Origin of the sequence: Mucilaginibacter sp. KACC 22773 (assembly GCF_028736215.1) — a bacterium.
Lineage (GTDB): Bacteria > Bacteroidota > Bacteroidia > Sphingobacteriales > Sphingobacteriaceae > Mucilaginibacter.
Map to the genome: position 1 here is coordinate 5,290,242 of NZ_CP117883.1, position 23,870 is coordinate 5,314,111.

Annotated in this window: 21 protein-coding genes; 9 read left to right on the forward strand and 12 right to left on the reverse strand. The window is 42.7% G+C overall.

Annotated elements, in window-relative coordinates:
- Positions 1 to 3 precede the first annotated feature (3 nt).
- The 4 genes from PQ469_RS21825 to msrA form a co-directional block, all read right to left on the reverse strand.
- Positions 4 to 2,832, reverse strand: coding sequence for a 2-oxoglutarate dehydrogenase E1 component (locus tag PQ469_RS21825; RefSeq protein WP_274209562.1), 2,829 nt, complete (start codon positions 2,830 to 2,832; stop codon positions 4 to 6).
- 333 nt (positions 2,833 to 3,165) lie between these two features.
- Positions 3,166 to 4,461, reverse strand: a complete 1,296-nt coding sequence (locus PQ469_RS21830) for a DASH family cryptochrome (RefSeq protein WP_274209563.1) — start codon at positions 4,459 to 4,461, stop codon at positions 3,166 to 3,168.
- Between the two features lie 253 nt (positions 4,462 to 4,714).
- Entirely contained in the window at positions 4,715 to 5,521 is an 807-nt protein-coding gene (locus tag PQ469_RS21835; protein ID WP_274209564.1) for a 5'-nucleotidase, lipoprotein e(P4) family, read from the reverse strand.
- Positions 5,522 to 5,658: 137 nt separating this feature from the next.
- Positions 5,659 to 6,210: a peptide-methionine (S)-S-oxide reductase MsrA gene (msrA, locus tag PQ469_RS21840; protein WP_274209565.1), complete on the reverse strand. Its 552-nt coding sequence runs from the start codon at positions 6,208 to 6,210 to the stop codon at positions 5,659 to 5,661.
- A 327-nt stretch (positions 6,211 to 6,537) separates the two neighbouring features.
- Here msrA and PQ469_RS21845 point away from each other — a divergent pair, with 327 nt between their 5' ends.
- The 3 genes from PQ469_RS21845 to PQ469_RS21855 all read left to right on the forward strand — a co-directional run bounded on the left by PQ469_RS21845 (position 6,538) and on the right by PQ469_RS21855 (position 9,745).
- Positions 6,538 to 7,710 carry a glycosyltransferase family 87 protein gene (locus PQ469_RS21845; RefSeq protein WP_274209566.1) on the forward strand — a complete coding sequence of 391 codons (1,173 nt, stop codon included), beginning with the start codon at positions 6,538 to 6,540 and terminating at the stop codon, positions 7,708 to 7,710.
- A 300-nt stretch (positions 7,711 to 8,010) separates the two neighbouring features.
- Positions 8,011 to 8,979, forward strand: a complete 969-nt coding sequence (locus PQ469_RS21850; RefSeq protein WP_274209567.1) for a glycosyltransferase family 2 protein — start codon at positions 8,011 to 8,013, stop codon at positions 8,977 to 8,979.
- The gene (locus tag PQ469_RS21855) at positions 8,960 to 9,745 is read left to right on the forward strand and encodes a polysaccharide deacetylase family protein (RefSeq protein ID WP_274209568.1); all 786 of its coding nucleotides are present in this window, start codon (positions 8,960 to 8,962) and stop codon (positions 9,743 to 9,745) included. Before PQ469_RS21850 ends, PQ469_RS21855 begins: the two co-directional genes overlap by 20 nt.
- Here the strand turns inward: PQ469_RS21855 and PQ469_RS21860 are convergent.
- Positions 9,732 to 13,280, reverse strand: coding sequence for a DUF7948 domain-containing protein (locus PQ469_RS21860; protein WP_274209569.1), 3,549 nt, complete (start codon positions 13,278 to 13,280; stop codon positions 9,732 to 9,734). The two genes, PQ469_RS21855 and PQ469_RS21860, sit on opposite strands and share 14 nt — an antisense overlap.
- A 131-nt stretch (positions 13,281 to 13,411) precedes the next feature.
- Positions 13,412 to 14,308, reverse strand: coding sequence for a LysR family transcriptional regulator (locus tag PQ469_RS21865; protein ID WP_274209570.1), 897 nt, complete (start codon positions 14,306 to 14,308; stop codon positions 13,412 to 13,414).
- 99 nt (positions 14,309 to 14,407) lie between these two features.
- On the opposite strand from PQ469_RS21865, the gene PQ469_RS21870 reads away from it, so the two are divergent.
- From PQ469_RS21870 to PQ469_RS21885, 4 genes are all read left to right on the forward strand, one after another.
- The gene (locus PQ469_RS21870; RefSeq protein ID WP_274209571.1) at positions 14,408 to 15,046 is read left to right on the forward strand and encodes an NAD(P)H-dependent oxidoreductase; all 639 of its coding nucleotides are present in this window, start codon (positions 14,408 to 14,410) and stop codon (positions 15,044 to 15,046) included.
- Positions 15,036 to 15,302, forward strand: a complete 267-nt coding sequence (locus PQ469_RS21875) for a putative quinol monooxygenase (protein ID WP_274209572.1) — start codon at positions 15,036 to 15,038, stop codon at positions 15,300 to 15,302. Before PQ469_RS21870 ends, PQ469_RS21875 begins: the two co-directional genes overlap by 11 nt.
- A gap of 124 nt (positions 15,303 to 15,426) precedes the next feature.
- Entirely contained in the window at positions 15,427 to 15,819 is a 393-nt protein-coding gene (locus tag PQ469_RS21880; RefSeq protein WP_090652277.1) for a DoxX family membrane protein, read from the forward strand.
- A 22-nt stretch (positions 15,820 to 15,841) separates the two neighbouring features.
- Positions 15,842 to 16,084 (forward strand): hypothetical protein, encoded by a 243-nt coding sequence (locus PQ469_RS21885; protein WP_090652278.1) that lies wholly within the window; start codon positions 15,842 to 15,844, stop codon positions 16,082 to 16,084.
- A 42-nt stretch (positions 16,085 to 16,126) separates the two neighbouring features.
- Here the strand turns inward: PQ469_RS21885 and PQ469_RS21890 are convergent, their stop codons facing one another.
- The 4 genes from PQ469_RS21890 to PQ469_RS21905 form a co-directional block, all read right to left on the reverse strand.
- Positions 16,127 to 16,429, reverse strand: coding sequence for a hypothetical protein (locus tag PQ469_RS21890; RefSeq protein ID WP_090652279.1), 303 nt, complete (start codon positions 16,427 to 16,429; stop codon positions 16,127 to 16,129).
- Between the two features lie 55 nt (positions 16,430 to 16,484).
- Entirely contained in the window at positions 16,485 to 18,668 is a 2,184-nt protein-coding gene (locus PQ469_RS21895; RefSeq protein WP_274209573.1) for a TonB-dependent receptor, read from the reverse strand.
- 107 nt (positions 18,669 to 18,775) lie between these two features.
- Positions 18,776 to 19,093 carry a hypothetical protein gene (locus PQ469_RS21900; protein ID WP_274209574.1) on the reverse strand — a complete coding sequence of 106 codons (318 nt, stop codon included), beginning with the start codon at positions 19,091 to 19,093 and terminating at the stop codon, positions 18,776 to 18,778.
- A gap of 290 nt (positions 19,094 to 19,383) precedes the next feature.
- Positions 19,384 to 20,040, reverse strand: coding sequence for a hypothetical protein (locus PQ469_RS21905; RefSeq protein ID WP_090652282.1), 657 nt, complete (start codon positions 20,038 to 20,040; stop codon positions 19,384 to 19,386).
- 405 nt (positions 20,041 to 20,445) lie between these two features.
- Here PQ469_RS21905 and PQ469_RS21910 point away from each other — a divergent pair, with 405 nt between their 5' ends.
- Entirely contained in the window at positions 20,446 to 21,615 is a 1,170-nt protein-coding gene (locus tag PQ469_RS21910) for a hypothetical protein (RefSeq protein ID WP_274209575.1), read from the forward strand.
- Positions 21,616 to 21,697: 82 nt separating this feature from the next.
- Entirely contained in the window at positions 21,698 to 22,225 is a 528-nt protein-coding gene (locus PQ469_RS21915) for a hypothetical protein (RefSeq protein ID WP_274209576.1), read from the forward strand.
- A gap of 269 nt (positions 22,226 to 22,494) precedes the next feature.
- Here PQ469_RS21915 and PQ469_RS21920 read toward each other — a convergent pair whose 3' ends face one another.
- Both PQ469_RS21920 and PQ469_RS21925 read right to left on the reverse strand, forming a co-directional pair.
- Positions 22,495 to 22,866 carry an Ig-like domain-containing domain gene (locus PQ469_RS21920; RefSeq protein ID WP_337993767.1) on the reverse strand — a complete coding sequence of 124 codons (372 nt, stop codon included), beginning with the start codon at positions 22,864 to 22,866 and terminating at the stop codon, positions 22,495 to 22,497.
- Positions 22,821 to 23,792, reverse strand: coding sequence for a gliding motility protein GldB-related protein (locus PQ469_RS21925; RefSeq protein WP_274209577.1), 972 nt, complete (start codon positions 23,790 to 23,792; stop codon positions 22,821 to 22,823). The genes PQ469_RS21920 and PQ469_RS21925 overlap by 46 nt, the downstream gene beginning before the upstream one ends.
- Positions 23,793 to 23,870 lie beyond the last annotated feature (78 nt).

Here is a 23,870-nt window from a genome sequence, read left to right on the forward strand (position 1 = left end):
AACTCAATCCGCTCCGGCGTCAGCCATTTTTTTGGTTGTCTTTTTTATTGCTTCTTTTACCACTTTACCGGCGGGCGCTTCAAATGCCTTTGAAACAATGTAGGCCTGCTGCGCGGCATGCTGTTTGGCAAAACCGGTAGCAGTACTACTGCCCTCATTACGTGATATCACATTCAGGTTTATTACCGTATCATTGTGGAATTTGCGGCAAATGTATGGCCACGCACCCATGTTTTCGGGCTCTTCCTGTACCCAGATAAACTCAGTAGCTTTTTCGTATTTGGCTTTTACCTTTAGTATTTGTGTAACCGGGGTTGGGTATAGTTGTTCTACACGTACAATGGCTACGTCTTTCCGTCTATCGGCTTGTTGTTTATCCAGCAAATCATAGTAAACTTTACCGGTACAAAGCAGTACACGTTTTACCTTTTTAGGATCGGCGTAAGTATCGTCAATCAGCTCGTGGAATTTACCGCTGGTAAAATCTTCTATCGGCGATACACATTTAGGGCTGCGCAATAAACTCTTAGGTGTAAATATAATAAGCGGCTTACGGAAATCGCGGTGCATCTGCCTCCTTAATATATGGAAGAAGTTTGCAGGCGTAGTACAATTAGCCACCTGGATATTATCATCGGCACAAAGCTCCATAAAGCGCTCCACACGGGCCGATGAATGCTCGGGGCCCTGCCCTTCATAACCATGAGGCAACAACATTACCAAACCGTTGCCGCGCTGCCATTTTGTTTCGGCACTGGCAATATATTGGTCAACAATGATCTGTGCGCCGTTAAAGAAATCGCCAAACTGCGCTTCCCAAATGGTCAGTGCATTAGGGTTGGCCAATGCGTAACCATACTCAAAACCAAGTACGCCATATTCAGATAACAAGGAGTTATAAATGCTCAGTTTTGCTTCAGTTTCGATAGTTGCCAATGGCGTATACTCATCCTCCGAATCGGCAAGGGTTAATACCGCGTGGCGGTGCGAGAAAGTACCGCGCTTAACGTCTTCGCCGCTTAACCTTAAGGGGTAACCCTCTTTTAATAAGGTTCCGTAAGCTAAAAGTTCGCCCATGGCCCAGTCAAAAACCTTGGTCTGGTTCACCATAATTTTGCGGTCTTCAAACAGTTTTTCAATTTTTTTGAAAAACTCCATGTCGGCCGGCAGCGTGGTTAACTTATTACCTATAGCTAATAATTCTTCTTCGGGTACCGATGTATCAATTGCTTTTACAAACTCTTTATGGCTGGCCAGGTGTAAACCGCTCCAGGCGCCTTCAAACATGGCAATGGTATCGGTAAACCTATCTTCGGCTTTTGATTCATCCAGCTTTTGCTGCAATTCATCCTTGAATGCTTTCTCTACCCCTTTCAGGTAATTGGCATCAATACTGCCTTCATCAATCAGTTTTTGATTGTAAATTTTCAGCGGATTAGGATGCGCCTCGATAGCCTTATATAATAACGGCTGGGTGAATTTTGGTTCATCAGCCTCGTTATGGCCATAGCGGCGGTAACACAGGATATCAATAAACACATCCTCGTTAAATACCTGCCTGTACTCCATGGCCAGGTTAACAACGTAGGCCAAAGCCTCCACATCATCACCATTTACGTGGAATACCGGGGATAGCACAGTTTTTGCCACATCGGTACAATAAGTACTTGAACGGGCATCTTTATAGTTGGTGGTAAAACCTATCTGGTTATTGATAACCAGGTGAATGGTACCGCCGGTGCGGTAGCCATCCAGTTTTTCCATTTGTAAAACTTCGTAAACAATACCCTGGCCTGCAACAGATGCATCGCCATGGATTAATATCGGGGCGATTTTTGAATGATCGCCATTGTATTTAAAGTCGATTTTTGAACGGGTGATACCTTCCACAACCGGGTCAACCGCCTCTAAGTGCGATGGGTTGGGGCAAAGGCTCAGGTGCACTTTTTTTCCGTTTGATGTGGTTACATCGGTTGAAAAACCTAAGTGGTATTTAACATCCCCACCAAAAGGCGATTCAGAATCAAAGTTTTTGCCTTCAAACTCCGAGAATACCTCTTTATAGGTTTTCTCCATAATATTGGTAAGCACATTTAAGCGACCGCGGTGAGCCATACCGATGATGAACTCCTCGATACCCAGATCGGCCCCTTTTTTAATAACCGAATCCATGGATGGGATCAGCGCTTCGGCTCCTTCGAGCGAGAAGCGTTTTTGACCCAGGAATTTAGTCCCCAAAAAGTTTTCGAACGTAACGGCTTCGTTGAGCTTGTTCAGCATCGATTTTTTCTCGTCGACCGTGAAAGATGGCGTATTACGGTTTTTCTCCATCCTATCCTCAAACCATTTGATTTTGATAGGATTGCGGATGTACCTGTACTCGGCGCCAATGGCACGGCAGTAAGTATCTTCCAGTAACTGGCGGATATCTTTCAATTTAGCTGCGCCCAGGCCAACTTCAACACCAGAGTTAAAAACGGTATCCAGGTCGGCCTCGCTTAAACCAAATGTTTCTAACTCTTTACCCGGATAATAGTGGCGGCGCTCGCGAACCGGGTTGGTTTTAGCAAACAGGTGGCCGCGTGAACGGTATCCATCTATCATGTTAAGCACTTTGATCTCTTTTAAAAAGTGATCATAAGTTTTATCATCAACGCCAGGTGCAGCTGTTGAAGCTGCTGTGCCTGTTGCATTTGTATTTATGTTAAATTCAAACCCCTCGAAAAACTTTTGCCAGCCATAATCTACAGATTCGGGGTCTTGTTTGTATGCTTCGTATAAGGAATTGATGTAGTCTGCGTTGCCGCTATTGATATAATTTAGACGATCCATGTGAAAATGATCTTTAAAACAGTGCAAAAGTAAGCATATACGGTAATATACTTCACAATTAATTACAAAGAAATTCAGTTAAAAATGATGCAGTTTTGATGGGAATGAATGGTTTGGAGGATAAAATACGGTTGGTTGTGATTGAAAAGAGTATAGTAAACGCAATCGAGAACAATACAGGCGGACTTGCACAGTTCGTGATTGCCACGCTGCGCTACCCTTGACATGGTTGTTATGAGGCTCTAAAGCCAACACGTCATCCCCATTTTTTTCAGAATCATTCAGATGGATACCCGCAATGACGATTGCCTCAATTTTCAGGCATAAAAATCCTCACACCCCTACTAAATCCCCCGCCTCATCTACAGGTGATGACTCCCAGGTAGTCACAAAATCGCTTTTGGTGTCCAGTTCTTTTTGCGGGATTGCTGCTATGGTGTATTTGCTTACTTTGGCATCATTTATCCCGGCAATAAAGGCCCAGTTGCCCCAGTTACTTGCGGGCGAGTAGTCTATCAGCTTTTCTTCAAAATAGGCGGCGCCTTTAATCCAATCGGCTTTTAAGTCGTTCACCAGGTAGGTGGCTACTATCTGGCGGCATTGGTTACAAATGTAACCTGTGGCATTTAATTCATGCATACAGGCGTCAATGAACGGGACGCCGGTTTTTCCTGCCGCCCATTTATCAAAGCTTTCGTTATTTACGGCAACCGCTTCTTCAGTACCCTTTGCCTGGATGAATTTCTGTCCGTGTTTTTTAAACATAAACCTGAAATAGTCGCGCCATAACAGCTCCAGTTTCAGCATGCTGCTTTGGGCATCGTTATGCTTAAATATTTCCCAGTAAACCTGCCTTGGCGAAATACAGCCTACAGCCAACCAAGGCGATAATTTTGAGGTATTGGTAATGATGCCTGCTTTACTTTTGGCTTTAACAGCAAGGTCGGATTTTGAAAAATATTTATGCAGCTGTATCAGTGCGGCCGTTTCGCCACCCTGAAAATAATTGGTAGCACGCACATCGTCAACAGGTTGGTGTAAGCCCAACTGCTGCAGGGTTGGCAGCTCGCCCGCTTCGGCGATATCTGGGGTATAAATATGTTCGGGTGTGGGCACACATGGCCGTACGTTGCTGTCGCGCTCAACTTTCTTTTTAAATACGGCAAAACTATCCGGGATATCTTTTATCGGGAAGGGCAAATCTTCCTTGTGGTACATGGTATGCCCTATAAAATGCTTAAGGTTAAGCCGCATTTTCCATAGAGCAGCTTCCACCTCTTCCGATTTTGCAGTTTCTTCGTAGGCTACCTCCCGGTGATGATATACTTCATTTACCTGGTATTGGCCTGCAAGCTGGGGTATAATTTCGGCGGGGTTACCTATGCGGATAATCAGTTCGGCGCCGTAGCCTTGCAGGTTTTTACGTAAATCGGCTACAGCCTCCAATAAAAACCGGGCCCTGAAACTTCCTGTTTTGCTGGCGCCAGATGCTGTTTGCTGAAAATAGTAAGGATCAAAACAATATACCGGCAGAACTTTATCAGCCTTGCGCACGGCTTCTAACAAAATTTCGTTATCATGTATCCGCAAGTCATTTCTAAACCAAACCAATATCGTTCTATCGCTCATAGTTAAACAGGGAGTTAACTGTATTAATGCAGACCACAAATTTGCAATTAATTTATGTTTCCTGCACCGTTCGCTGCAATATTTGACATCTTCCCAACATTTTCCTCCATTTTTTACCATTTAAACAGCTTTTGGGAAATGGGGTAATTTTTGTGACGCAACTTTCTTTGCGCGAATAATGGCTAAAGATAGACTATCTGTGTCAAAAAAACACATTGATCATTATCAAATGCCAAAAAAGCTGAATAAAAACTTACTTATCCGTCTTGATTTTAGCCCTGATGATTGAATCTTTTTGCGCGTTTGTAAGCTTATAATTAAACCCGAAAAGCGCCCCTTCAAAATCACCATAAGATGGATTAGGGATGATGATGTACCTGCTGCCAAATTCTTTTTCCAGTTTTTGGGTGGTTGCTACGCGGTTTTCTTCTGATGGGTGGTTATCATACAGCATATCAAAATCGGGCAGGTTATCACCGCAAAGCAGCAGGATGTTGTGGGTTTTCAGCACGTTTAACCTCCGGGCTTCTTTGCTTGATGTACCCGTTTTTAATTGCAGGTGTGCATCGTCGGCATTTGGCAAGCCATATAACTGCAGATTTTTAAGAGTAGTTGCCCGCTCATTTTCGTTACGGTTGGTGATGTAAAAAATAGCGACGCCTTTTGAGGCTGCATATTTAAAAAACGCGGGGGCTCCGGGTACCGTATCGGCCACAGCCTTGTCGGTCCACTCCTTCCAGGTTGCATCGGTATAGTCTTTGTTTTGGAGGGCACGGGCTGCATCATAGGGGCTGTTATCCAATAGGGTTTCGTCAATATCGGTAACAATGGCCAGTGGCTTGCTGCCGGAATTTTTTATACCTTCATCAACCCGAAGCCTGGCAATATTATAGGCCTGGAAACACAAAGCCTTGTACTCTGCCACCCTTTGCTGCCATATGGAGCCCCATACTTTGCCATTATTAGTGATAGAAAAGGCACTGCCGGTAGCAGTTTTTTTTTTGGTTGCGCAGGCTGTGAACAGCAGCAGCAGTATTGAAAGTGTGTAACTTTTTTTCATGTATGGCGATGGCAGAATTGACTTTGTATTTTGTCATCCTGAGGAACGAAGGATCTATTCGCAGGCTGTGCAGAGCGATCAAGCACGGCGAATAATAGATGCTTCACTCTGTTCAGCATGACAAAAAATCTATTAATTTACAACAGTTCCGGCTTAATTTTATCCGTAAACTCTTTGGCAAATTTATTTAGTTTCGGCTGGATAACAAACGCGCAATACGACTGGCCCGGATTATCGTTAAAATAATTTTGATGATAATCTTCGGCCTTATAAAACTGGCCGGCCGGTATTACCTCGGTTACTATCGGGCTGTCAAAAACCTTTTCATTGGTTAGGGTATTAATCATGGCAATGGCCGCGTCTTTTTGCTCAGCGGTTGTATAAAATATGGCCGATCGGTATTGCGTACCCACATCATTGCCCTGGCGGTTAAGTGTTGTTGGATTATGGGTTTTAAAAAAAACAAGCAACAGTTCATCCAGCGATAATATATCGGCATCGTACTCCAGCTCAATTACCTCGGCATGGCCCGTGGTGCCGGTGCAAACTTGTTTATAGGTTGGGTTATCAACATGGCCGCCCATGTAGCCCGACGTTACCGAAATTACTCCCTTAAGCGATTGAAAAATGGCCTCGGTGCACCAAAAGCACCCATTGCCGAAAGTTATTTTTTGAATATTTGAAGGCATTTTATTGTTTTGTTTAATTGATAAACAGCTCCATAATATGTGTTGTTTCAATCATAAATTGCCACATAGTCTTGAGTCGAAAGTCTTAAGTTCTAAGCCGGAAATAGACAAATTTCGACTTAAGACTTCCAACTGAAGACCACTAACTTAATACCGGAGCCGTTACGTAGTGTAAAAATACTCATTTGCGAGCCTTTTTGTTTCATTACTGTGTAAGGATTTTGTGGGGAGGGGAAGCGCTTAATGTTAATGCGGATAATCATCAACTCATTAAAACCCACGTAACATTCTTGATAGATTACTATATTTGAGCCCTGCTTTATCCCCATGATTCAAAAACTATCCAAACTCATTTATTATAAACCCTTTGTATATTCTGCGTGGTTTGGTTTGAGTTTCCTCATTGTGCTGAAAGAGATCCTGAATCACCAGGGTTTTAACAACTACACCATTTTTAAATATAATTTTTTACATACGCTGCACCAGCAAAACCTGTATGCCGCTTATCCCGAACATTATTACGACCTGAATCATTACGGGCCTATATTTTCAATCATATTTGCGCCCTTTACATTTTTTCCAGATTACGTGGGCATTATGCTTTGGGTAATGTTCAATGCTTTTGTGTTGTTTAAAGCCATCCAGTTGCTGCCGCTGAAGGAGAATCAATATCTGATCGTTTTACTTATTTGCGCCCATGAATTAATGACGGCATCGGCCCACGTGCAAAGTAACCCACTGGTGGCGGGGCTTATTATTTTAAGTTTCAACTTCATCAACAAAAAACAGGATTTTTGGGCAGCGCTGATGATTGCACTGGGCACATTCATCAAATTATACGGTATTGTAGGGCTGGCGTTCTTCTTTTTTTCCGATAACAAACTCAAGTTTATCGCCAGCTTTATTTTTTGGTCGGTAGTAATGTTTGTATTGCCGATGCTCATCTCGTCGCCGGCGTTTATTGTGCAAACCTACCGCGACTGGTATGTAGATTTGAAAGGTAAAAACTTACAAAATGAAGGTTCTATTATGCAGGATATTTGTGTAATGGGCTTTTTTCGCAAGGTATTAAATTATCCGGGGCTTAAAAACACGGTGGTAATTATCCCGGCAATGACGCTCTTCGCCCTTTCGTACCTGCGGATAAACTGTTTTAAATCGACACCTTACCGGTTACTTATCCTGGCATCGGCATTAATTTTCGCGGTGATTTTCAGCAGTGGGTCCGAGTCGCCTACTTATATTATCGCGTTTGCAGGTGTAGGCATCTGGTTTATGAATTTAAACAGGCCCGTAACCGGTTTCGAAATATTTTTACTGGTACTGGCCATCATTTTAACCACCCTATCGCCATCCGATCTTTTCCCCAGATCTATCCGCGAAACGTACGTATTGCCTTACAAATTAAAGTCGCTGCCCTGCTTTTTAATCTGGCTGAAGATAGTGTACGAAACCCTAAGCAGGAACTTCGTGAAGCCAGAAACCAAAGCTGCTTTATAATTTAAATGCCTGTTTTTTTGCACCTTTTCCTCTATCCCTCAATACTTCAGAATTTCTTCAGATTAAAGTGTTAAAATGCGCTTTGTAATTAAAATAATACATAAATTATTATTTTTGTAAAGAGAAAGTTACATTTATACAAAAAACTACGTATTGAGGAAAGCATGGCGTTAGTGTACTGGAATCCTAACAGTAAAACAAACGCAATTGCTATTGATTTATGTGTTTTTTTTAATGACCAATAAAAATATTCATACGGTATAAGCTGACCTGCAGCAACCTTAAAACCTACTGAGCAATATGATTTCCGATTTAAAGATGAAACTCTCGGTCATTATCCCCTGCCATAATGAGCAGAATAATGTGGGGTTTCTGATCCAGGCGCTTACCAAAACCCTAAACGAAACCGAATATAATTTCGAGTTGATTTTTGTTGATGACGGCAGCAGCGACAACACCGTTAACGAAATAAAATTCAATGCCGAGATATATCCAAACGTATTTTTCATTGAACTTTCCAGGAACTTTGGGAAAGACAATGCCCTTAAGGCCGGCATTGGCGTAGCTACAGGCGACGCCGTTATAACCATGGATGCAGATATGCAGCACCCGCCCAGCCTGATAATAAAAATGCTGCAGTTTTGGGAAGAAGGCTATGATATTGTTTATACCTACCGCGAAAACGCAAATCCGCATGCAAAATTTTATCAGAAAGCTACTTCAAAACTTTTTTACAAGGGCATAAACATGCTATCGGACATTAAGCTGGAAGATGGCACTGCCGACTTTAGGCTGATGGACGAAAAGGTTGTGAGGCAATTAAAACAAATTGATGAACATGAGTTGTTTTTAAGGGGCATCATAAAATGGGCCGGTTTTAAACAATACGGCATACCGTACACCCCCTCAAAAAGGCATACCGGCGAAGTAAGCTATTCATTTATAAAACTGGTGAAGCTGGCAGTGGGCAGCATTATGGCATTTAGCGCAAGGCCATTATATATCATGACCGGCGTGGGCCTAACAGTTTCCCTGATGGCTGTTTTTTACATCCCTTATGTTTTAGTTAGCTTTGCCGAGGGTTACGCTGTTAACGGATGGGCATCTATTATAGCTACTATAGCATTTTTTGGGGGTCTGCAGTTGATGGTGTTAAGCATTATTGGCGTATATGTGGGCAAAATATTTATGCAGTCAAAAGCACGTCCAAATTATCTCATCAGGTCTACCAACCTTGTAAATGTAAAGAATGATCTTATTAGGGTTTGATATCGAAGAGTTTGACATGCCATTGGAGTATGGCAAACAAATATCGTTCGCCGAGCAGTTAGCTATATCAACCCAGGGTACTAACGTTATTTTGGCCATATTAAAAGCGGCAGAAATTAAGGCTACTTTTTTTTGCACAGCAAATTATGCCGTACATAGGCCGGAAGTTATTAGCCAGATTGTAAATGAAGGCCATGAAATAGCCTCGCACGGTTATTATCATTCAGATTTTAAGCCCGAGCACCTGGCACAATCAAAAACCAAACTCCAAGAAATATCCGGAGCCGAGGTAACCGGCTTCCGTATGGCCAGGATGATGCCGGTTGATGAACGCGAAATAGCTAAGGCTGGCTACACCTACAATTCATCCATTAACCCCACATTTATTCCCGGCAGGTACAATAACTTTGGCAAGCCCCGCAGCTGGTTTTACGATCAGGACGTGTTGCAGATACCGGCATCAGTATCGCCGTTGATCCGTTTCCCGTTATTTTGGCTCAGTTTTCATAACTTGCCCATGGGGCTGTTAAAGTGGATGAGCGGTATCACCCATAAAAAAGATGGCTACCTTAACCTGTATTTTCACCCCTGGGAATTTACCAATCTGCACGATGCCCGGTTTGGATTTCCCAAATATGTGGTCAAAAATTCGGGGCAACCGTTTGCAAACAGGCTGGAAGAGTTTATCAGCTGGGGAAAATTAAAGGGCTACGAATTTATGCGGACGGACGAGTTTGTAAAACAGCGGCATCCTATCTCAAAATAGTAACATTTCCGGCAAGTGCCTTTTTTCCATTTTTTAAATTAATAACATAATAATAAACACCAAATGGAAGCTGCGAATTTTTATATGTGCCGTTCCATGGTTGCTTATAACCCAAAGAATGAAATATATGCTGGCCATATCGGGTATATATATCAACAGTGCAGTTTGAATAATCAACCAAACCTTTAATATCCCAGGTGTCATTTACCCCGTCATTATTTGGCGTGAACGTGTTTACAATCTCTATGTCTGTAACTACGGCTATAGTTATACTATCAGTAGCCTGGCATCCACTTGCCGATGTTGCGGTTAACTTATAAATTGTTGTTTGATTGGGCCTGGCGAGTGGGCTTGCCGCACCAACATCATCAAGCCCGCTGGCCGGGCTCCACTCGTATTTAACTATATTGATTGAAGCAGAAGTGTTTAACACCGTGCTTTTACCTTTTAATATGGTTTGATTAGCATTAATTGTAACAATAGGGATTGGATTAACTATCATGGTCACGCTATTTGATGTAATGGCCGACAGCTGGCAAACCGATGCAGCATCGGTAATTTCACACTGCACAAAATCTCCGTTTTTAAGGTTATCCGCAGCATAAGCAGCCGAGTTAGTACCTGCGTTTATCCCATTAACCTTCCATTGATAGTTAACTTGCGTACTTACATTTTGTGCCTGAGCCTTAAATGTTACAGGCGTACCCTCACAAACATTATTATTTGACAACGAGATACTTACACCAGGGGTAAGTACTGTTGCTACTTCCATTTTTACGGTATTGGAAACCGCCATTGCGTTGGTAACACATCCCGATGGATTAGTTAACGTACAACTGATCACATCACCATCGTTAAGCAAATTATTGAGATAAACCGGGCTGTTATTACCGGTGTTATTGTTATTTAATTTCCACTGATATAAGGGTGCCATCCCCTCAAACTGAGGATGTGCAGTAAAAGTAACCGGTGTGCCTGAACAAATATGACTGGCAGACGCGCTTATAGTTACTGCTGGCGTAACCGGTTCATTTACAACCATCACTAATACATTTGACAAACCGGTATTGGATACAATACACGGCGAATTACTGACAATACTACAGCTAACTTTATCTCCGTTTTTGATTTGGGTTGATGAATAGATACTGCTATTAGCACCAACATCTTGGCCGTTTACTTTCCATTTAAATACGGGCGCACTACCGCCGTTTATAGGTACAGCTGTAAAATTTATTAAAGTACCCACGCATACAGGGGCACCTTGGTCTGCAATTATGGATACCGAAGGAAGAGTAGATGCTCCGCTGCTCTCGGTTAATTTGGCAACAAAAGCATCCCGGACACCCGCTAAATTAGGCTGCGCCGCTCCACACGACGAGATATTTTTAACGGAGCCTGTTCTTCCTGTTATGGCCGCCTCGCCATCCCCCGTAACAGTAATACCGTAACCGGTCCCGTTATCATAAGGTCCGCCGGTACCATAAAAGGTACCCCAAATACGCTTGCCATTATTTTTAAATTTGGCAACAAAGGCACAGTTATAATCGCCCTTTAACGGCTGGTAAGTTCCCGGTGTAGAAATATTTTCATTAGTGCCGGCCGAGCCGGTTACCCAAATATTATCGTTTTTATCAACTGCCAATCCGTTTATGTAATCTGTACTACTCCCTCCATAATAGGTGCCCCACAAAATCTTTCCATCGGGCGTGTATTTTATAATAAAGCCATCACCATAATTATTGGCAGCAGTTGAAGGTTGCTGTGTGTTGGCAGTAGCTATATTATTTAGTGAGCCGGTATATCCCCCAATAACGATATTGTTTTGCGAGTCGGTACCAGCACACCATCCGTAATCGCCGCCACCGCCCCCGCAATAAGTTGCCCATTGTAATGCTCCTGTACTATTAAATTTCGCTACAAAACCATCGCCTCCCTGCGGGGCTACACTCCCTATAGTTTTTTGTACAGCTTGCAGCGATGCAACAGCCTGCGTAGAATAAGTTAAACCGGTTATTATAATATTATCGTTTTTATCAACTGTAATGCCATATCCCCGGTCGTCATCGGCGCCTCCAAAATAGGTCCCCCAAAGTTTGTTTCCGCTGGCATCAAACTTTACCAGGTAAGCGTCAGAAATTTGCAGATCGATACTGCCGATAAATTTCGTTTGATAAGCACCTGGTGTTGCAATACCCTGCGACGATGTTGTGCTGCCTGTTAGCAAAACATTATTTTCATTATCGGTAGCTATGGCATATCCGGTTTCAACACCGTCGCCGCCAACATAGGTGGCCCATTTCCTTACCCCATCATTACTAAACTTGGCTATAAAAGCCTTGGTACCCCATGTAGGGCCTTTTTTCACCGGCTCAAACGCACCGGCCGTAGTTATATTATTATCAGAAAAAGCATTACCGGCAACCAGCACATCATTATTTTTATCTACAGCAACACTATATAAAATATCATAATTATTGCCGCCATAATAGGTTACCCAAACCAATTTACCGGCAGCATTATATTTGGCTATCATGCCATCGCCGGGGCCTTGCATCTGGCTTTGGTAAACACCAGATGTGGCCAGGTTATCATCGTCGGTTGTGCCGACCATAAATAGGTTTCCCATAGCATCTTTGGCAATAGCGTACCCAATGTCATCATCACTTCCGCCTAAATAGGTCCCCCACAACAGATCGGGCGTTGGGTCAATGATCAACGTATGTCGCTTATCATATGCAGGTGCAGTAAATCCATAGGTATTGACACCAACTTGTTCATAATTTACGTTAATCTTATTTTTGCCAGATAATTCGTCAACATCAACCTGCTTTTCAGCAGTTACATAACTTGATGGCACACGTTCGGCAAACCTGCCTTTGTTTACAGATAGGTATATCTTTTTTTCTTTCAGATAGGTTTTTAATGCCCCTTTGTATTTCAAACGGATCTGATTGACATTTCCCTGTGGATGAACAACAAAATAATACTCAAATGCTATATCCCCATTGATAAGTTTTGCCTCACAAACCAGGTCGATGAACGGGTAAATATTTTTATACGTAACTTTTTGATAACTATGTGCATACAATGGCCCGCTGCGTGTTTGGTTATAATATATATGTAAAACATGCGAAGGATATTCGGTTATAATTCGGGGTGATGAGTTGGCATTTAAAAGTTCGACATCAACCCGGTGAAAACTCACCTGGTATTTATGGTTTGTTGCCGAAAGTTTGAATCTTTCCCTTCGGTTTCGCTCATTTCCCGACTGCGATTGGTGTACAATGTAGGTATCATAACTAAAGCTGTTGGCCTTTAGCTGTATATTCATCCCTTTAGATAGCGGTAACAGGAACTTAACCTGATCATTATCTTTGTTTTTCTGATCTTTTATTTGTCCAACATTCTCAACAAAACCCTTTTGTTGAGCAGTTGTGGGTTTAATTTCATCAGCTTTCAGTTGGCGTGCATATGCTATAACAATAGCTACGGTGATTAATATATTGTAAAGAAGGCGCTTGCAGGTAAACATGCTGATATAGGCTTAGCTGGCATTGAATATAATTCAAAAAATGCAATTAACGCATATTTTAGATATTTTGTCCGGTTTATTCATAACGCGTCAACAAAACGCAAAGGCTTACCGGCCTAATATGATTATCCTTACACCATTTCGCGTTCAAAAATTTCCTGTACCATGGCTACTTCATGGGCATAGATTGATTTTTTGCGTGTGCCAAAATACAGTGTATTTTCAATAACGTTATAACCCTCCCAAAGCAGTTTAATGTTACCCAGGTCGCGCTCGGTTTTTGACAGGAAATCGGGAATTACCGCAATGCCTTTTCCGCCGCTCAGGCAGCGAATGATGGAACCCATGTTGGGCACTATAAAATTGGGTTTAAAATCGGGGCGTTTACCAAAATTGGTGTGCCAGAAACGCCGCAGGTGCTCCATATCGCCCGATGAGCCGTACCAGGGTTGGACCTTTAGCCAATCTTGTATTTTGGGCAAATCTTTTGTTTTGAGCAGTTTATTAAATTCATCCACATCGGTTTGCGGCCCCGCCAGTACCACAATACGCTCTTTAAAAAACGGCTTATATTCTAAACCCTTATAATCACCTTTTTGCGGGGTAATGATCATATCCAGTATACCGCTATCCAAATCGGCCAGCATTTGGGGGTACTCGCCAAATTTAATGATCACGTTAAAGGGCAGTGTGGGCAGGTACGATTCCAGTGTAAACTGAAAAGTTTCAAAACACATGCCTATACTGATGGTGGGCACATCTTTTTCGGTACTTTTATGAAAATGCCGCTCGGCCTCTTCCAATTTACAAATCGATTCCTGTATATAGTTATACAAAATCTTCGCCCGCTCGGTTGATACCATTTTGCGCGATGAGCGATCAAACAGCTTGTAGCCCACATAACTTTCAAGCGAGCTTAAATGCAGGCTTACCCCCGGCTGCGAAATAAACAAGGATTCGGCCGCGCCGGTTAACGAACCTGTTTCATATATCGCCTTAAACGTACGGAACCATTCTAAATTCACCATAGCCAATCATTATAATTATAATACAAATGTATAACTTATGTTATTTTAATTATAGTAAATAGTGCCGTAATTTTGATGCCAGTTAACACGAGATAAAAAATGAAAAATATATTTGTTATAAATGGCGGGCAGATATTCGCCCATTCGGGCGGCCTGTTCAATAAAACATTGCTGGATACAACTGTAAAATACTTTGAGGAAAACCCTGATTTTGAAGTGCGGTCGACCGATATCAACTACGCTTATGACCCCGCACAGGAGGCCGAAAACTATAAATGGGCCGATGTAATTATTTACCATACCCCCGTTTGGTGGTTTCAGCTACCTCATGGTTTTAAAAAGTATATTGATGAAGTTTTTACAGCGGGCTATCAAAACGGCATTTACCGCAGCGACGGCCGCACAGCCGAAAACCCCGGCATTAACTATGGTACCGGCGGGTTAATGCATGGCAAAAAATACCTGCTAACCACCTCATGGAACGCGCCGGTAACAGCCTTTACCATGCCTGGCGAATTTTTTAATGAGCACAGCGTTGATGAAGGCCCGCTGTTTGGCTTTCACCGCATGAATGCCTTTACCGGGATGGAACCTTTAGAAAGCATCCATTTTTATGATGTGATGAAAAACGCAAACATTGCAGCCAACCTGCAAAATTACCAGGAGCATTTAACCAAGCTATTTATCGACAACAACAACAACCATGAAAGTGTACTTAACAGCCTTAGTGAAGTGTAAAGCCGGTAATACCGACGAGCTAAAAGGTTACCTTAATCAGTTGGTAGCAGCATCGACCAAAGAGGAAGCCTGCCTGCAATATGAGCTGTACCAATCAACAGATGATGATACCCGGTTCATCTTCCACGAAACCTGGGCCAGCCAGGAGGGTTTGGACGTGCACGAGCAACAACCGCATATTAAAATATTTATAGAACAGGTTAAAGAAATAATTGACGGCACAATTGTGATTTATAAAACCGAAAAGGTTAGTTGAATTAAGGAGACTGTAATTTTATACAAAGTTTAAACACCGGGTAGGTATTTGCGGCGAAACACTATTTGTTTTTTCCGTTTAAATTACCAAACTTCGTGTTTAAACTTATATTAACCTCAACATTATGAAAATTGCAGTATTAATTGCCCGCATATTGCTGGGCCTCATCTTCGTTGTATTTGGCCTTAATTTCTTCTTCCATTTTATCCCCATGGCGCAGCCGGTTATGAGCGATAAAGCCCAGGCATTTAGCGGCGGACTGTTTGGCTCGGGTTACTTTTTTCAGTATATGAAGGTTATCGAGATTACTTGCGGCGTTGGGTTGCTTATTAACCGTTTTACCGCCTTGTTTGTGCTTGTGCTTTTCCCCATTTCGTTAAATATTTTCCTTTTTCATACCTTGCTTGCACCAGCTGGTATGCCAATGGGGCTGGCTATTGTTATTTTGAACCTGTTTTTAGGCATTGCTTACTTTAAATATTACAAAAGTATTTTTACGGCAACACCAACGTTGTAAAACTTTTTTAAGCATAACAAAAATGCCCCGGCCAAGGCCGGGGCATTTTTGTTATTTGCTACACTTCCGTGTGCATTCGCCCGATGCTTTGCAGGCTTTGCCACAGGTATCCAAACAGTTTGGTTTGGTACATGCTTTAGTACACTTGTTGCATTGGTTCATTTTGGTATTGCAGCAAGGTGTATTGGCAAATGATATATTACAAATAGTAAAAAGCATCAGTGTTGTGATGAAAAGAATTTTTTTCATGATTTTGAATGATTAATGTTTAATAAAAAATACGTTCTGAAAAAGGCAGATGATTTTATTAAACTTTGGGCGGGTTCCAGCAGGTGATGGAATAATCAGACAAATAGCCCATACGGTATGGCGTAACATTTTTAGCCCCAAAAGTGGCAGTTATTGGTGCAACACTAATCGGCTCTGTTTTTACAAAGCAGCAAGTGCCGCATGATAACATGGTAGCGCACATCCCGCCATCGCAGGCTTTTTTTGAGCTGTGCCCGCAAGGAGCAGCAGCCATTTTGTGGCAGCAATCCTTTTTGGGCATATTAGCAACGGCCATCACCCTTGCCGGAATAACCGAAAGGAGCAGCAAGCAAACTAACATAACAAAAGAAATTGCTCTCATTGGCTCTTTAAACGATTACCACCGCAAAATATTATTACAACCTTATCTTTATCCCTCCATTCACAACAAAACCATCCAACGGCGCATAAATATCCTTAAATACCGGGTTGGTAATACTGCCGGTATAAATGGAGTCAAATTTGGTTTGCCGGGTATCGGTCAGGTTCTCAAAGTTGATAAATAGCGAAAAACGTTCCCAGATCTTCTCGGCCATCAGCCCGGTTGTCCAGTAGCTCCTGCCGGTGCCGCCATCATTTAAACGTTGCGGACTAAAATAATAAGCTTCCAAACCAATTTTCAACTTATTCTCCAGCTCATAAACCAACACGTTATTTAGGCGGTGTTTGGATACCAAAGGATATGTTATAATAATGTCGCCAGTATGCTGTGTTACATCTGCCAGCGTATAGCCTATAAAAAGCTTAAAATCGGCATAAGTTAGCTTTACATTGGTTTCCAGTCCCTTTGTGTTCAGGTCGCCCCGGGGTTGCTGGTATTGCAGGTTACCATCCGGCAGCGAAGCAAGCAGGATAGGTTTCTCTATCCGGGTATAAAAAAACATTTGGTTAATGCTAAAACTCACCTTATCGTCAAACAAGCCGGTACGGTAATTCAGGTCATAGCTGGCGCCGTATGAGCGCTCGGCTGTGGTGTTTTTAACATCAATAGGCAACACGTTCCTAAACTGAATGCGTTCGGCATCCTCGGTAAACACCGTAGGCGCTTTATAACCAAGCCCACCTCCTAAACGCGTCGAAAAATGAGAATTGATCTTCAGCAAAGCCGATATGCGCGGCAATATAAAAAAGCCGTACCTGTTGTGATAGTCGCCCCGCAGGCCACTTTCAACTGTCAGCTTTTGGGTAGCATCCCAGGTGTTTTGTAAAAAGCCGCCAATAGTATTGTAACTGTAGTCCCGGAGTGCGAAACTGCTGTTATTATCCTCGGTAAATTTTTCTGAAAGATAATTTAGCCCGGCAACCCAATCAGATCGTTCGCTTTTACGCGAATAAGTGGCCTCGCTATAGGTAGAAAACTGCAGGCCCGAAAAGCGGTAGCCAGGCAGGTCAATAGCCCTGTCAAAATAGCTTACGCTATTTTTAACCACCAGTTTTTCTTTATCGCTCAGGTTGCGGTCAAGCTCCAGTTGCGTGCTGTACCTGCCCGTTTTGTTTTTTTCAAAATAACTATGCGCATTGCCGTCGCCCTCAATATAATGCAGGTCGCCGCCTATGCGGTTTTCAATAGTGCTGTTGATACCTGTTATCAGCGTGGTTTTATCGTCAAGGTAAAAAAATAATTTAGGGTTGAGTGTAAAACGATTGTACTTAGGGATGGCCGTTAAATCTATATGGGCCGGGTCGTAAGCCGTACCATGATTGTAGGCGGCAAATATAGTGGTGCCCACCTTTTTAAACTTCTGCGAATAAAAGCCGCTGGCATCCAAACCCAGGGCCGATGTACCGTTTAACAGGAAGTTGAGCTGCCGTTGATCTGTTGGCGTTTTAGATATTAAGTTAACCAGGCCCGCGATAGCACCACCACCATACAGTGTTGACGATGAGCCTTTAATAACCTCCACCTGTTTTAAATCGAGCGGGGCTATCTGCAGCAAACCCAAACCGCCCGAAAAGCCGGAGTACAGCGGGAAACCATCCCGTATAATTTGCGTGTACTTACCATCGAGCCCCTGGATGCGGATACTGGAGTTATTACTGGTAGCCGATGTTTGCTGTGTTTGTATACCCGTGCTTTCGGCCAGCATCATACGGATATCGCCAGGCTTCATGTTGGCTTTTTCGTCCAGTTCTTCGCCCGATATCACCTCCACCCGGGTAGGAATATTGGCAATAGTGCGGCTGCTTCGGGTGGATGAAACGGTAACCTCGCCCAGCTCCTCGCCATCGCCTTTTCCTTTAGGTTGCAACAATATGGTTATTGGTTCTGTTTGGGTCAACGGGAAAGTTAATGTATCCAGCCGGGTTTCATACCCTATATAACTAAAGCGGATAAACTGCTTACCCGGGGGTATGTCGGTTAATATAATAAGGCCCGCGGCATCGGCAGTAGCCCCTTTATTAATTCCCTGTATTAATGCTGTTGCACCAATAAGGGTTTCGTTAGTTTTAGCATCTTTAATAATTGCCTTAAACGTATCCTGGGCATACGCCGTAGCGGTATATAAAAGTGCTGTAAAAAGCACTGTAATTTTTTTCATGAATATGGAAATTAGTTATGTAGAAGCTGAAAGCAGAATGCACAAAGCTTAAAGCTGATAGACTGTATTTAGTAATGGCCAGCTGCTTAGCTGTAATTGGGGTTGTACTAACTTATCTGGGGTGGCTGCCAAATGCAAAGGGCAACATCTTCGGGGTATGGGCGATGATAAGCAATAATATGCTTAACATGCGTTTCGGGCAGTAAAAACAGACTGTGATCAACCGCTTTGGCAACAATAAACCCGGTACACGCGCCACACGCAAAAAATGGCGAACAACCCTGGCAATCTTTTTCTTTAGGTGATGATTTGGACGGGGTGTTTTTTTCGACCTTATTTTTAATGCCACAATCATTATCGGCACAACAAGGCTTAGCTGTAAGCAGCAGCACAATAATGGCCGATAGGTAGCAAAAGAATTTCACAGGGGCAAAGGTATAAGATTTAAGTTAAAAGTTCAGTTATAAAGGGGCAAGGAAATAATACCCTGTTAAGCTGCCTCGTAGAGTAATGCTATTAAGTTAAGGCCAATTTAATATCGAACACCCGATGCCCAATTTCGAATAATGAAGGAAAAACTTCGGTGTTGGATATTCGAAATTCAGTGTTCGATATTATTTCTCAATTTCTGCTTCTCTTATTTTAATAGCATTGCTCGTAGAAACTACCTTTTTGCAGACCACGAATAAAAACCGAAAACCGGTAACGCTTTTTATCAATCCTCCTTTAGCAATTCAATGGCTTCGTCGTACTGTTTTAGCAGGCCTGGTACCCTATCCACTGCCCAGGCGTGGTAATTATCTTTTATCAGCATAAGCGTGGCATGTGCGTTGGGCGTTTTACGCGCTTGCGGATCAAACATCACTTTGGCTACTTCATCTTCCACCTTCATAATCCGGGCCTGCTCGTCATAAATGCGGGTAAGCAGGGCGGCTTGCTTAAATGTTATCTTCGAAAGAATGTTATGCCCTTTGGCCACATCCCAGGCAACATTATCAAGGTAGCGGTATAAAACCCCGGCAGGGGCAATGTAGTTTAAATGAAACTCATCGTTAGTTACAATCCTGGCCTGCAATTTCGGATCGGCCAAAGCCGAATCTATCGATTTCAAAACCTGCTGATCGTAGGCGTATTGCTCAACAGTAAATTGTTTGTTTTTAATCAACTCGGCCCTGATGTTGTTTACCAGTTCCTGTGTTTCTTTTTTTTCGTGCCGGCTATTGATAAACTCGGTAAAAAACAATCCCAAAAATACGCTGAACACAATCAGCAGCGATTCGCCTACATATTCTTTCCAGTCGCGCACGGTGTAAATCTCCAGTTTCTCGCCATCGTGTTTGGGTACAATTTTGTTTTTTGCGTGCTGTGGCATAGGGTTTTATTTGGTGAAGACAATATAAGAAAAAAATAAAAGCGCTAACCAGCATTAATGGTTATTAAAATATTAAGGGGACATCATCAAAGACCTAATGATGGCATTCCCTGCGGGCCGCGCTATTCGCTCATACGCGCACATGGCATTAGGCGCGGGCCGGTATCCGCTACTATCGCTAATGCATTTGTCGGAACCGGAATTAAACGAATTTTCAGAATTTCTCGAATTTGCTTTTTAAATTCTGTTAATTCACTATTCTGAAAATTCCGATTCAGACAAAAAATTCTGTTAATTCTTTAATTCGATAAATTCCGGTTTCAGACAAGAGAATCCTATAATTTATGAGTATCTTTTGGCCTTCATCGTGCTTTTCACCGCGATACTGTTGCCCCCATGGAGTTTATGAAACAACGCACTTGTATTAAGGAGATAGCAGAAGCTGCCAACCGCAGTTTTGAGGTGGAAGTGCACAATTTTTTGCGCGCATGGGTGCATAACCACGAGGATAAAACGCTGCTGCAGTTTGATCAGCCATTAGACGATTATTTAGCAAATGACGCGCTGCGCGATTTATTTTTGAATATGCGGCACCCTATACAGCAATTATTAACCAATCGTTCCATCGCCTGCCACCTGGGACGGCGTGCACGGACTGTTTACTTTGACCCGATAAGCGGCGACCCTTTATTGGCGCCCACAGAACAGCGCATTTATAACCTCGCCCGCAGGATGGACAGCGAACGAATGCATGTGCCGTTCCGCTCGGTTCATCCCAGCAAACAGACCGAGGCTGGCGACACGGCGGATATCGGCACCTATCCCGAGGGATCGGAAGAAATCAGGTATAACAGCGGCAATCATTTTAGTAGCCGCCCGGCAAACGGGAACGTTTTTGACGAACATAGCAGGCACTGCATGGCAAAGTCGGAAGGCAATTTGCACGTGCTTTTTAAACGCGGATTTTTGGAAGATCGTTTACAGGATGTAAAAGGGCTTACAGCCCAAATGCATGAAGCTGGCGAGACCCAACTCCAGTTTTTTGTCATATACAGCAGGCATTCGCCCGAAGAAGGCCATTTTGGAACATCGCTGGTGATCATGGATCCTGCAAACCCCGATTTCCCACGCCGTGTAATGGTTTGCGATACCCTGCTTAAAGACCTGCCCCATCACCCGCGCTGGTGGAACCATTTTATTGCAGAATATTCGCACGTATTTGGCGACGCGATAGCCGAGATAGTGGAAGATCTGTCGCACCCCTTACAAAAGGTAAATATCAAAGGCGACAACCCTTACCGCCACGACTGGGACTGCCCCTACTACGCCACCAGCATGGCCGACGCCCTTGCCGACCTGGTAAAAAACAACCCGGAACTCCTGTTAAACGCCCCGGCAACTGATGTACACGATGCCATGAAAACAATAATGCGGGATTACTACCAACCTAACAATGAAATTAAAACCCGGCTGGATATTCAACAAACCAACCGCCTAAAACGCTGGAAAAGCGGGCGGGAATTGATTAAGGAATTGGTGAGTGAGGTGAGCAGAAAATCGTCGTATGAGTTGTAGGGGGCGAAAGTATAAAAAACGTAATTACTGTAAATTATTACCATCAATATTATATAGTTTTGCTTAAACCTTATCAACAGTCATGGCAAAATCAACTACACCAAAACCGTTCATATACTATGAAGATCTTAAAAACTGGGAGATAGTTAACTCCATTATCTATTTTATACTGACTATCGGGGTGGTTTTAGCCTGTAGTTTTTTCGACAGAGGGTTTAATCAGCTTTTACTATTATTTTACTGGGGAATTACTGATCTCTCATTATATTTCTTCCTCTACCGATCACTAAGAAACTTCAGATCTTATATGGTATGGTTCGGCTTTGGTATCGTTCACTTGATTTTGTTCGCTATTTTTAAAGATGATCCGAAATTAAAACTCTTCCACGGCCAGGCTTCATGGGGCTTAATAAATACCATACCCTTACTGCTGCTTTATCAATTACTCAGATATTTTAGTTTTAATATACAACATCGTGAATTTGTAGTTCCATCTAAAGCAGGTACAACCGACTTAATAGAAAACGTTAAGGTAACTTTCGTAGATAAAACGATTTTGATTATCTATATGCTGGCCCTTATTGGCCTTGCCACTATCGAAATGCCGTAATATAACTCCCTGCTTCAGAAGTTACGGGAAATATAAAAGCCCCCAACTCATCATCGGGGGCTTCATTATATTAATTCGTTTTCCTTGCATCCTGCATCGAGTTACTGCCGGTTGTGGCGTTGTGGCTCCTCTTGGTAAAACCTGTTATCTAAACCGCTCAAACCTCGATGTGGCGTAATCCCTCCAGGCTGTGGTCGGTGCTATCGGGCTGTAAAATATTAGATCATCCGCTATACCAACTGTAAAACGTTCCCCTAAAAAAAAGGATGCTACTTTACTTTAAAATGCACAGTATATGGTAGCAGCGGATAACTTGCTTTGGACTTGAATGATTTGTCGGTAATTACAAAATCGTAAGTTTTACCGGATTGTAAAGCTAATTTGAGCTTAAATGATTTACGATCTTCTGTAAAGCCTGCTACACCAGAAATGGGGAAATGCTCTTTACCGCCTTCACCAAAACTAATAGAATAACCTTCACCCATTGGTTCCGAAAAATTTATGGAGAGTTCTGTCAGCGCCGATGAAACATCTTTCTGTCCGTTTATTTCGGGTGTTAGCCCGGCTACCCGCGGCTGTAGCTTTTCAAATTTCTTTAACAGCTCCTGTTTATCAATAGGCTCCCCGTATAGTATCCGGATTGCCTAAGGAAGTCTGTAACTTGCTGCTCATTGGTGTAATCCAGTTCGATAATCTTTTTTATCGCCTGTTTTTTGTTAGCATGATGCTCGTAATAAGCCTGGCAAATGTCATAACCAACAAAGTACCCTAAATCTGGATGGGGATTGTTGGAACCGTTATATAACCAGTTACCTGTTGCTCCGCTAAACATTTCAATCAGAAATTTTTTTTTGAGTTCCTGCTCATGCTCCCATCCGTAAATCATGTAAGCATTATTGTTTTTCTTACGGGTTACCAGTTCGGCAATGAAGTCGGCTGCCCCTTCTGTAATTACCTGCGCAAGCAGAAGTTGCCCGTCACCACCCTTTTGTTGTGTGTGCACGTATTCATGAACGTTAAGAGCAACCAGATTTGACGACTGTTGATTTTTGAATACGTTCTTTAACCAGTCATTCAATTCCGAAGCGTAGGTGTTTTTGTCGGCTGTAGCAATTTCTGCACCAACAAGCACCATATCATCGGTAGTGGTACCGCCCGAGCGCAGGCCGCCAATAGTAAAATACATTTTAGCCGGGCGCATTTCGGGATATAGCTTCCGAAAGTTTTCAATACTGCTGGTAATGGCAGGTACCTGATTTTTGATACTCAAGGTATTACTTCTGATACTTTTCCAGAACTTAGGATACTTATTAATTAATTTAGTCCACAACTTTGCATTATAGTCACGGGCTTTCATAAAGGCATTTAACCCCGGCGTGGCCTTATCCACATAAAGGCGTTGGATAAAATCAGTTTGCTTTGTTGTATCGCTGGTGGTGGCCACACTATCATATGCTACCCAAAACCTATCAATGTCAGATGTGTAAACGATTTTGAAATCGCGCTTTTGAGCTTGAATTAACAGGGGAAAACAAAGCGTGATGGCCAACAGGTAAATATGTTTCATAATAGCTTATAGACCGATCTTAGTTGATTTGCGTTACACATCATCAAAATTATTTTTACAGCCTGTGAACGATGTTAT

What these genes read in the sequence shown, in the direction of transcription:
- PQ469_RS21825 (WP_274209562.1), bottom strand. Translation starts at nt 2,832, where the DNA reads ATGGATCGTCTAAATTATATCAATAGCGGCAACGCAGACTACATCAAT.
- PQ469_RS21830 (WP_274209563.1), bottom strand. Translation starts at nt 4,461, where the DNA reads ATGAGCGATAGAACGATATTGGTTTGGTTTAGAAATGACTTGCGGATA.
- PQ469_RS21835 (WP_274209564.1), bottom strand. Translation starts at nt 5,521, where the DNA reads ATGAAAAAAAGTTACACACTTTCAATACTGCTGCTGCTGTTCACAGCC.
- msrA (WP_274209565.1), bottom strand. Translation starts at nt 6,210, where the DNA reads ATGCCTTCAAATATTCAAAAAATAACTTTCGGCAATGGGTGCTTTTGG.
- PQ469_RS21845 (WP_274209566.1), top strand. Translation starts at nt 6,538, where the DNA reads ATGATTCAAAAACTATCCAAACTCATTTATTATAAACCCTTTGTATAT.
- PQ469_RS21850 (WP_274209567.1), top strand. Translation starts at nt 8,011, where the DNA reads ATGATTTCCGATTTAAAGATGAAACTCTCGGTCATTATCCCCTGCCAT.
- PQ469_RS21855 (WP_274209568.1), top strand. Translation starts at nt 8,960, where the DNA reads ATGATCTTATTAGGGTTTGATATCGAAGAGTTTGACATGCCATTGGAG.
- PQ469_RS21860 (WP_274209569.1), bottom strand. Translation starts at nt 13,280, where the DNA reads ATGTTTACCTGCAAGCGCCTTCTTTACAATATATTAATCACCGTAGCT.
- PQ469_RS21865 (WP_274209570.1), bottom strand. Translation starts at nt 14,308, where the DNA reads ATGGTGAATTTAGAATGGTTCCGTACGTTTAAGGCGATATATGAAACA.
- PQ469_RS21870 (WP_274209571.1), top strand. Translation starts at nt 14,408, where the DNA reads ATGAAAAATATATTTGTTATAAATGGCGGGCAGATATTCGCCCATTCG.
- PQ469_RS21880 (WP_090652277.1), top strand. Translation starts at nt 15,427, where the DNA reads ATGAAAATTGCAGTATTAATTGCCCGCATATTGCTGGGCCTCATCTTC.
- PQ469_RS21885 (WP_090652278.1), top strand. Translation starts at nt 15,842, where the DNA reads ATGCCCCGGCCAAGGCCGGGGCATTTTTGTTATTTGCTACACTTCCGT.
- PQ469_RS21890 (WP_090652279.1), bottom strand. Translation starts at nt 16,429, where the DNA reads ATGTTAGTTTGCTTGCTGCTCCTTTCGGTTATTCCGGCAAGGGTGATG.
- PQ469_RS21895 (WP_274209573.1), bottom strand. Translation starts at nt 18,668, where the DNA reads ATGAAAAAAATTACAGTGCTTTTTACAGCACTTTTATATACCGCTACG.
- PQ469_RS21905 (WP_090652282.1), bottom strand. Translation starts at nt 20,040, where the DNA reads ATGCCACAGCACGCAAAAAACAAAATTGTACCCAAACACGATGGCGAG.
- PQ469_RS21910 (WP_274209575.1), top strand. Translation starts at nt 20,446, where the DNA reads ATGAAACAACGCACTTGTATTAAGGAGATAGCAGAAGCTGCCAACCGC.
- PQ469_RS21915 (WP_274209576.1), top strand. Translation starts at nt 21,698, where the DNA reads ATGGCAAAATCAACTACACCAAAACCGTTCATATACTATGAAGATCTT.
- PQ469_RS21925 (WP_274209577.1), bottom strand. Translation starts at nt 23,792, where the DNA reads ATGAAACATATTTACCTGTTGGCCATCACGCTTTGTTTTCCCCTGTTA.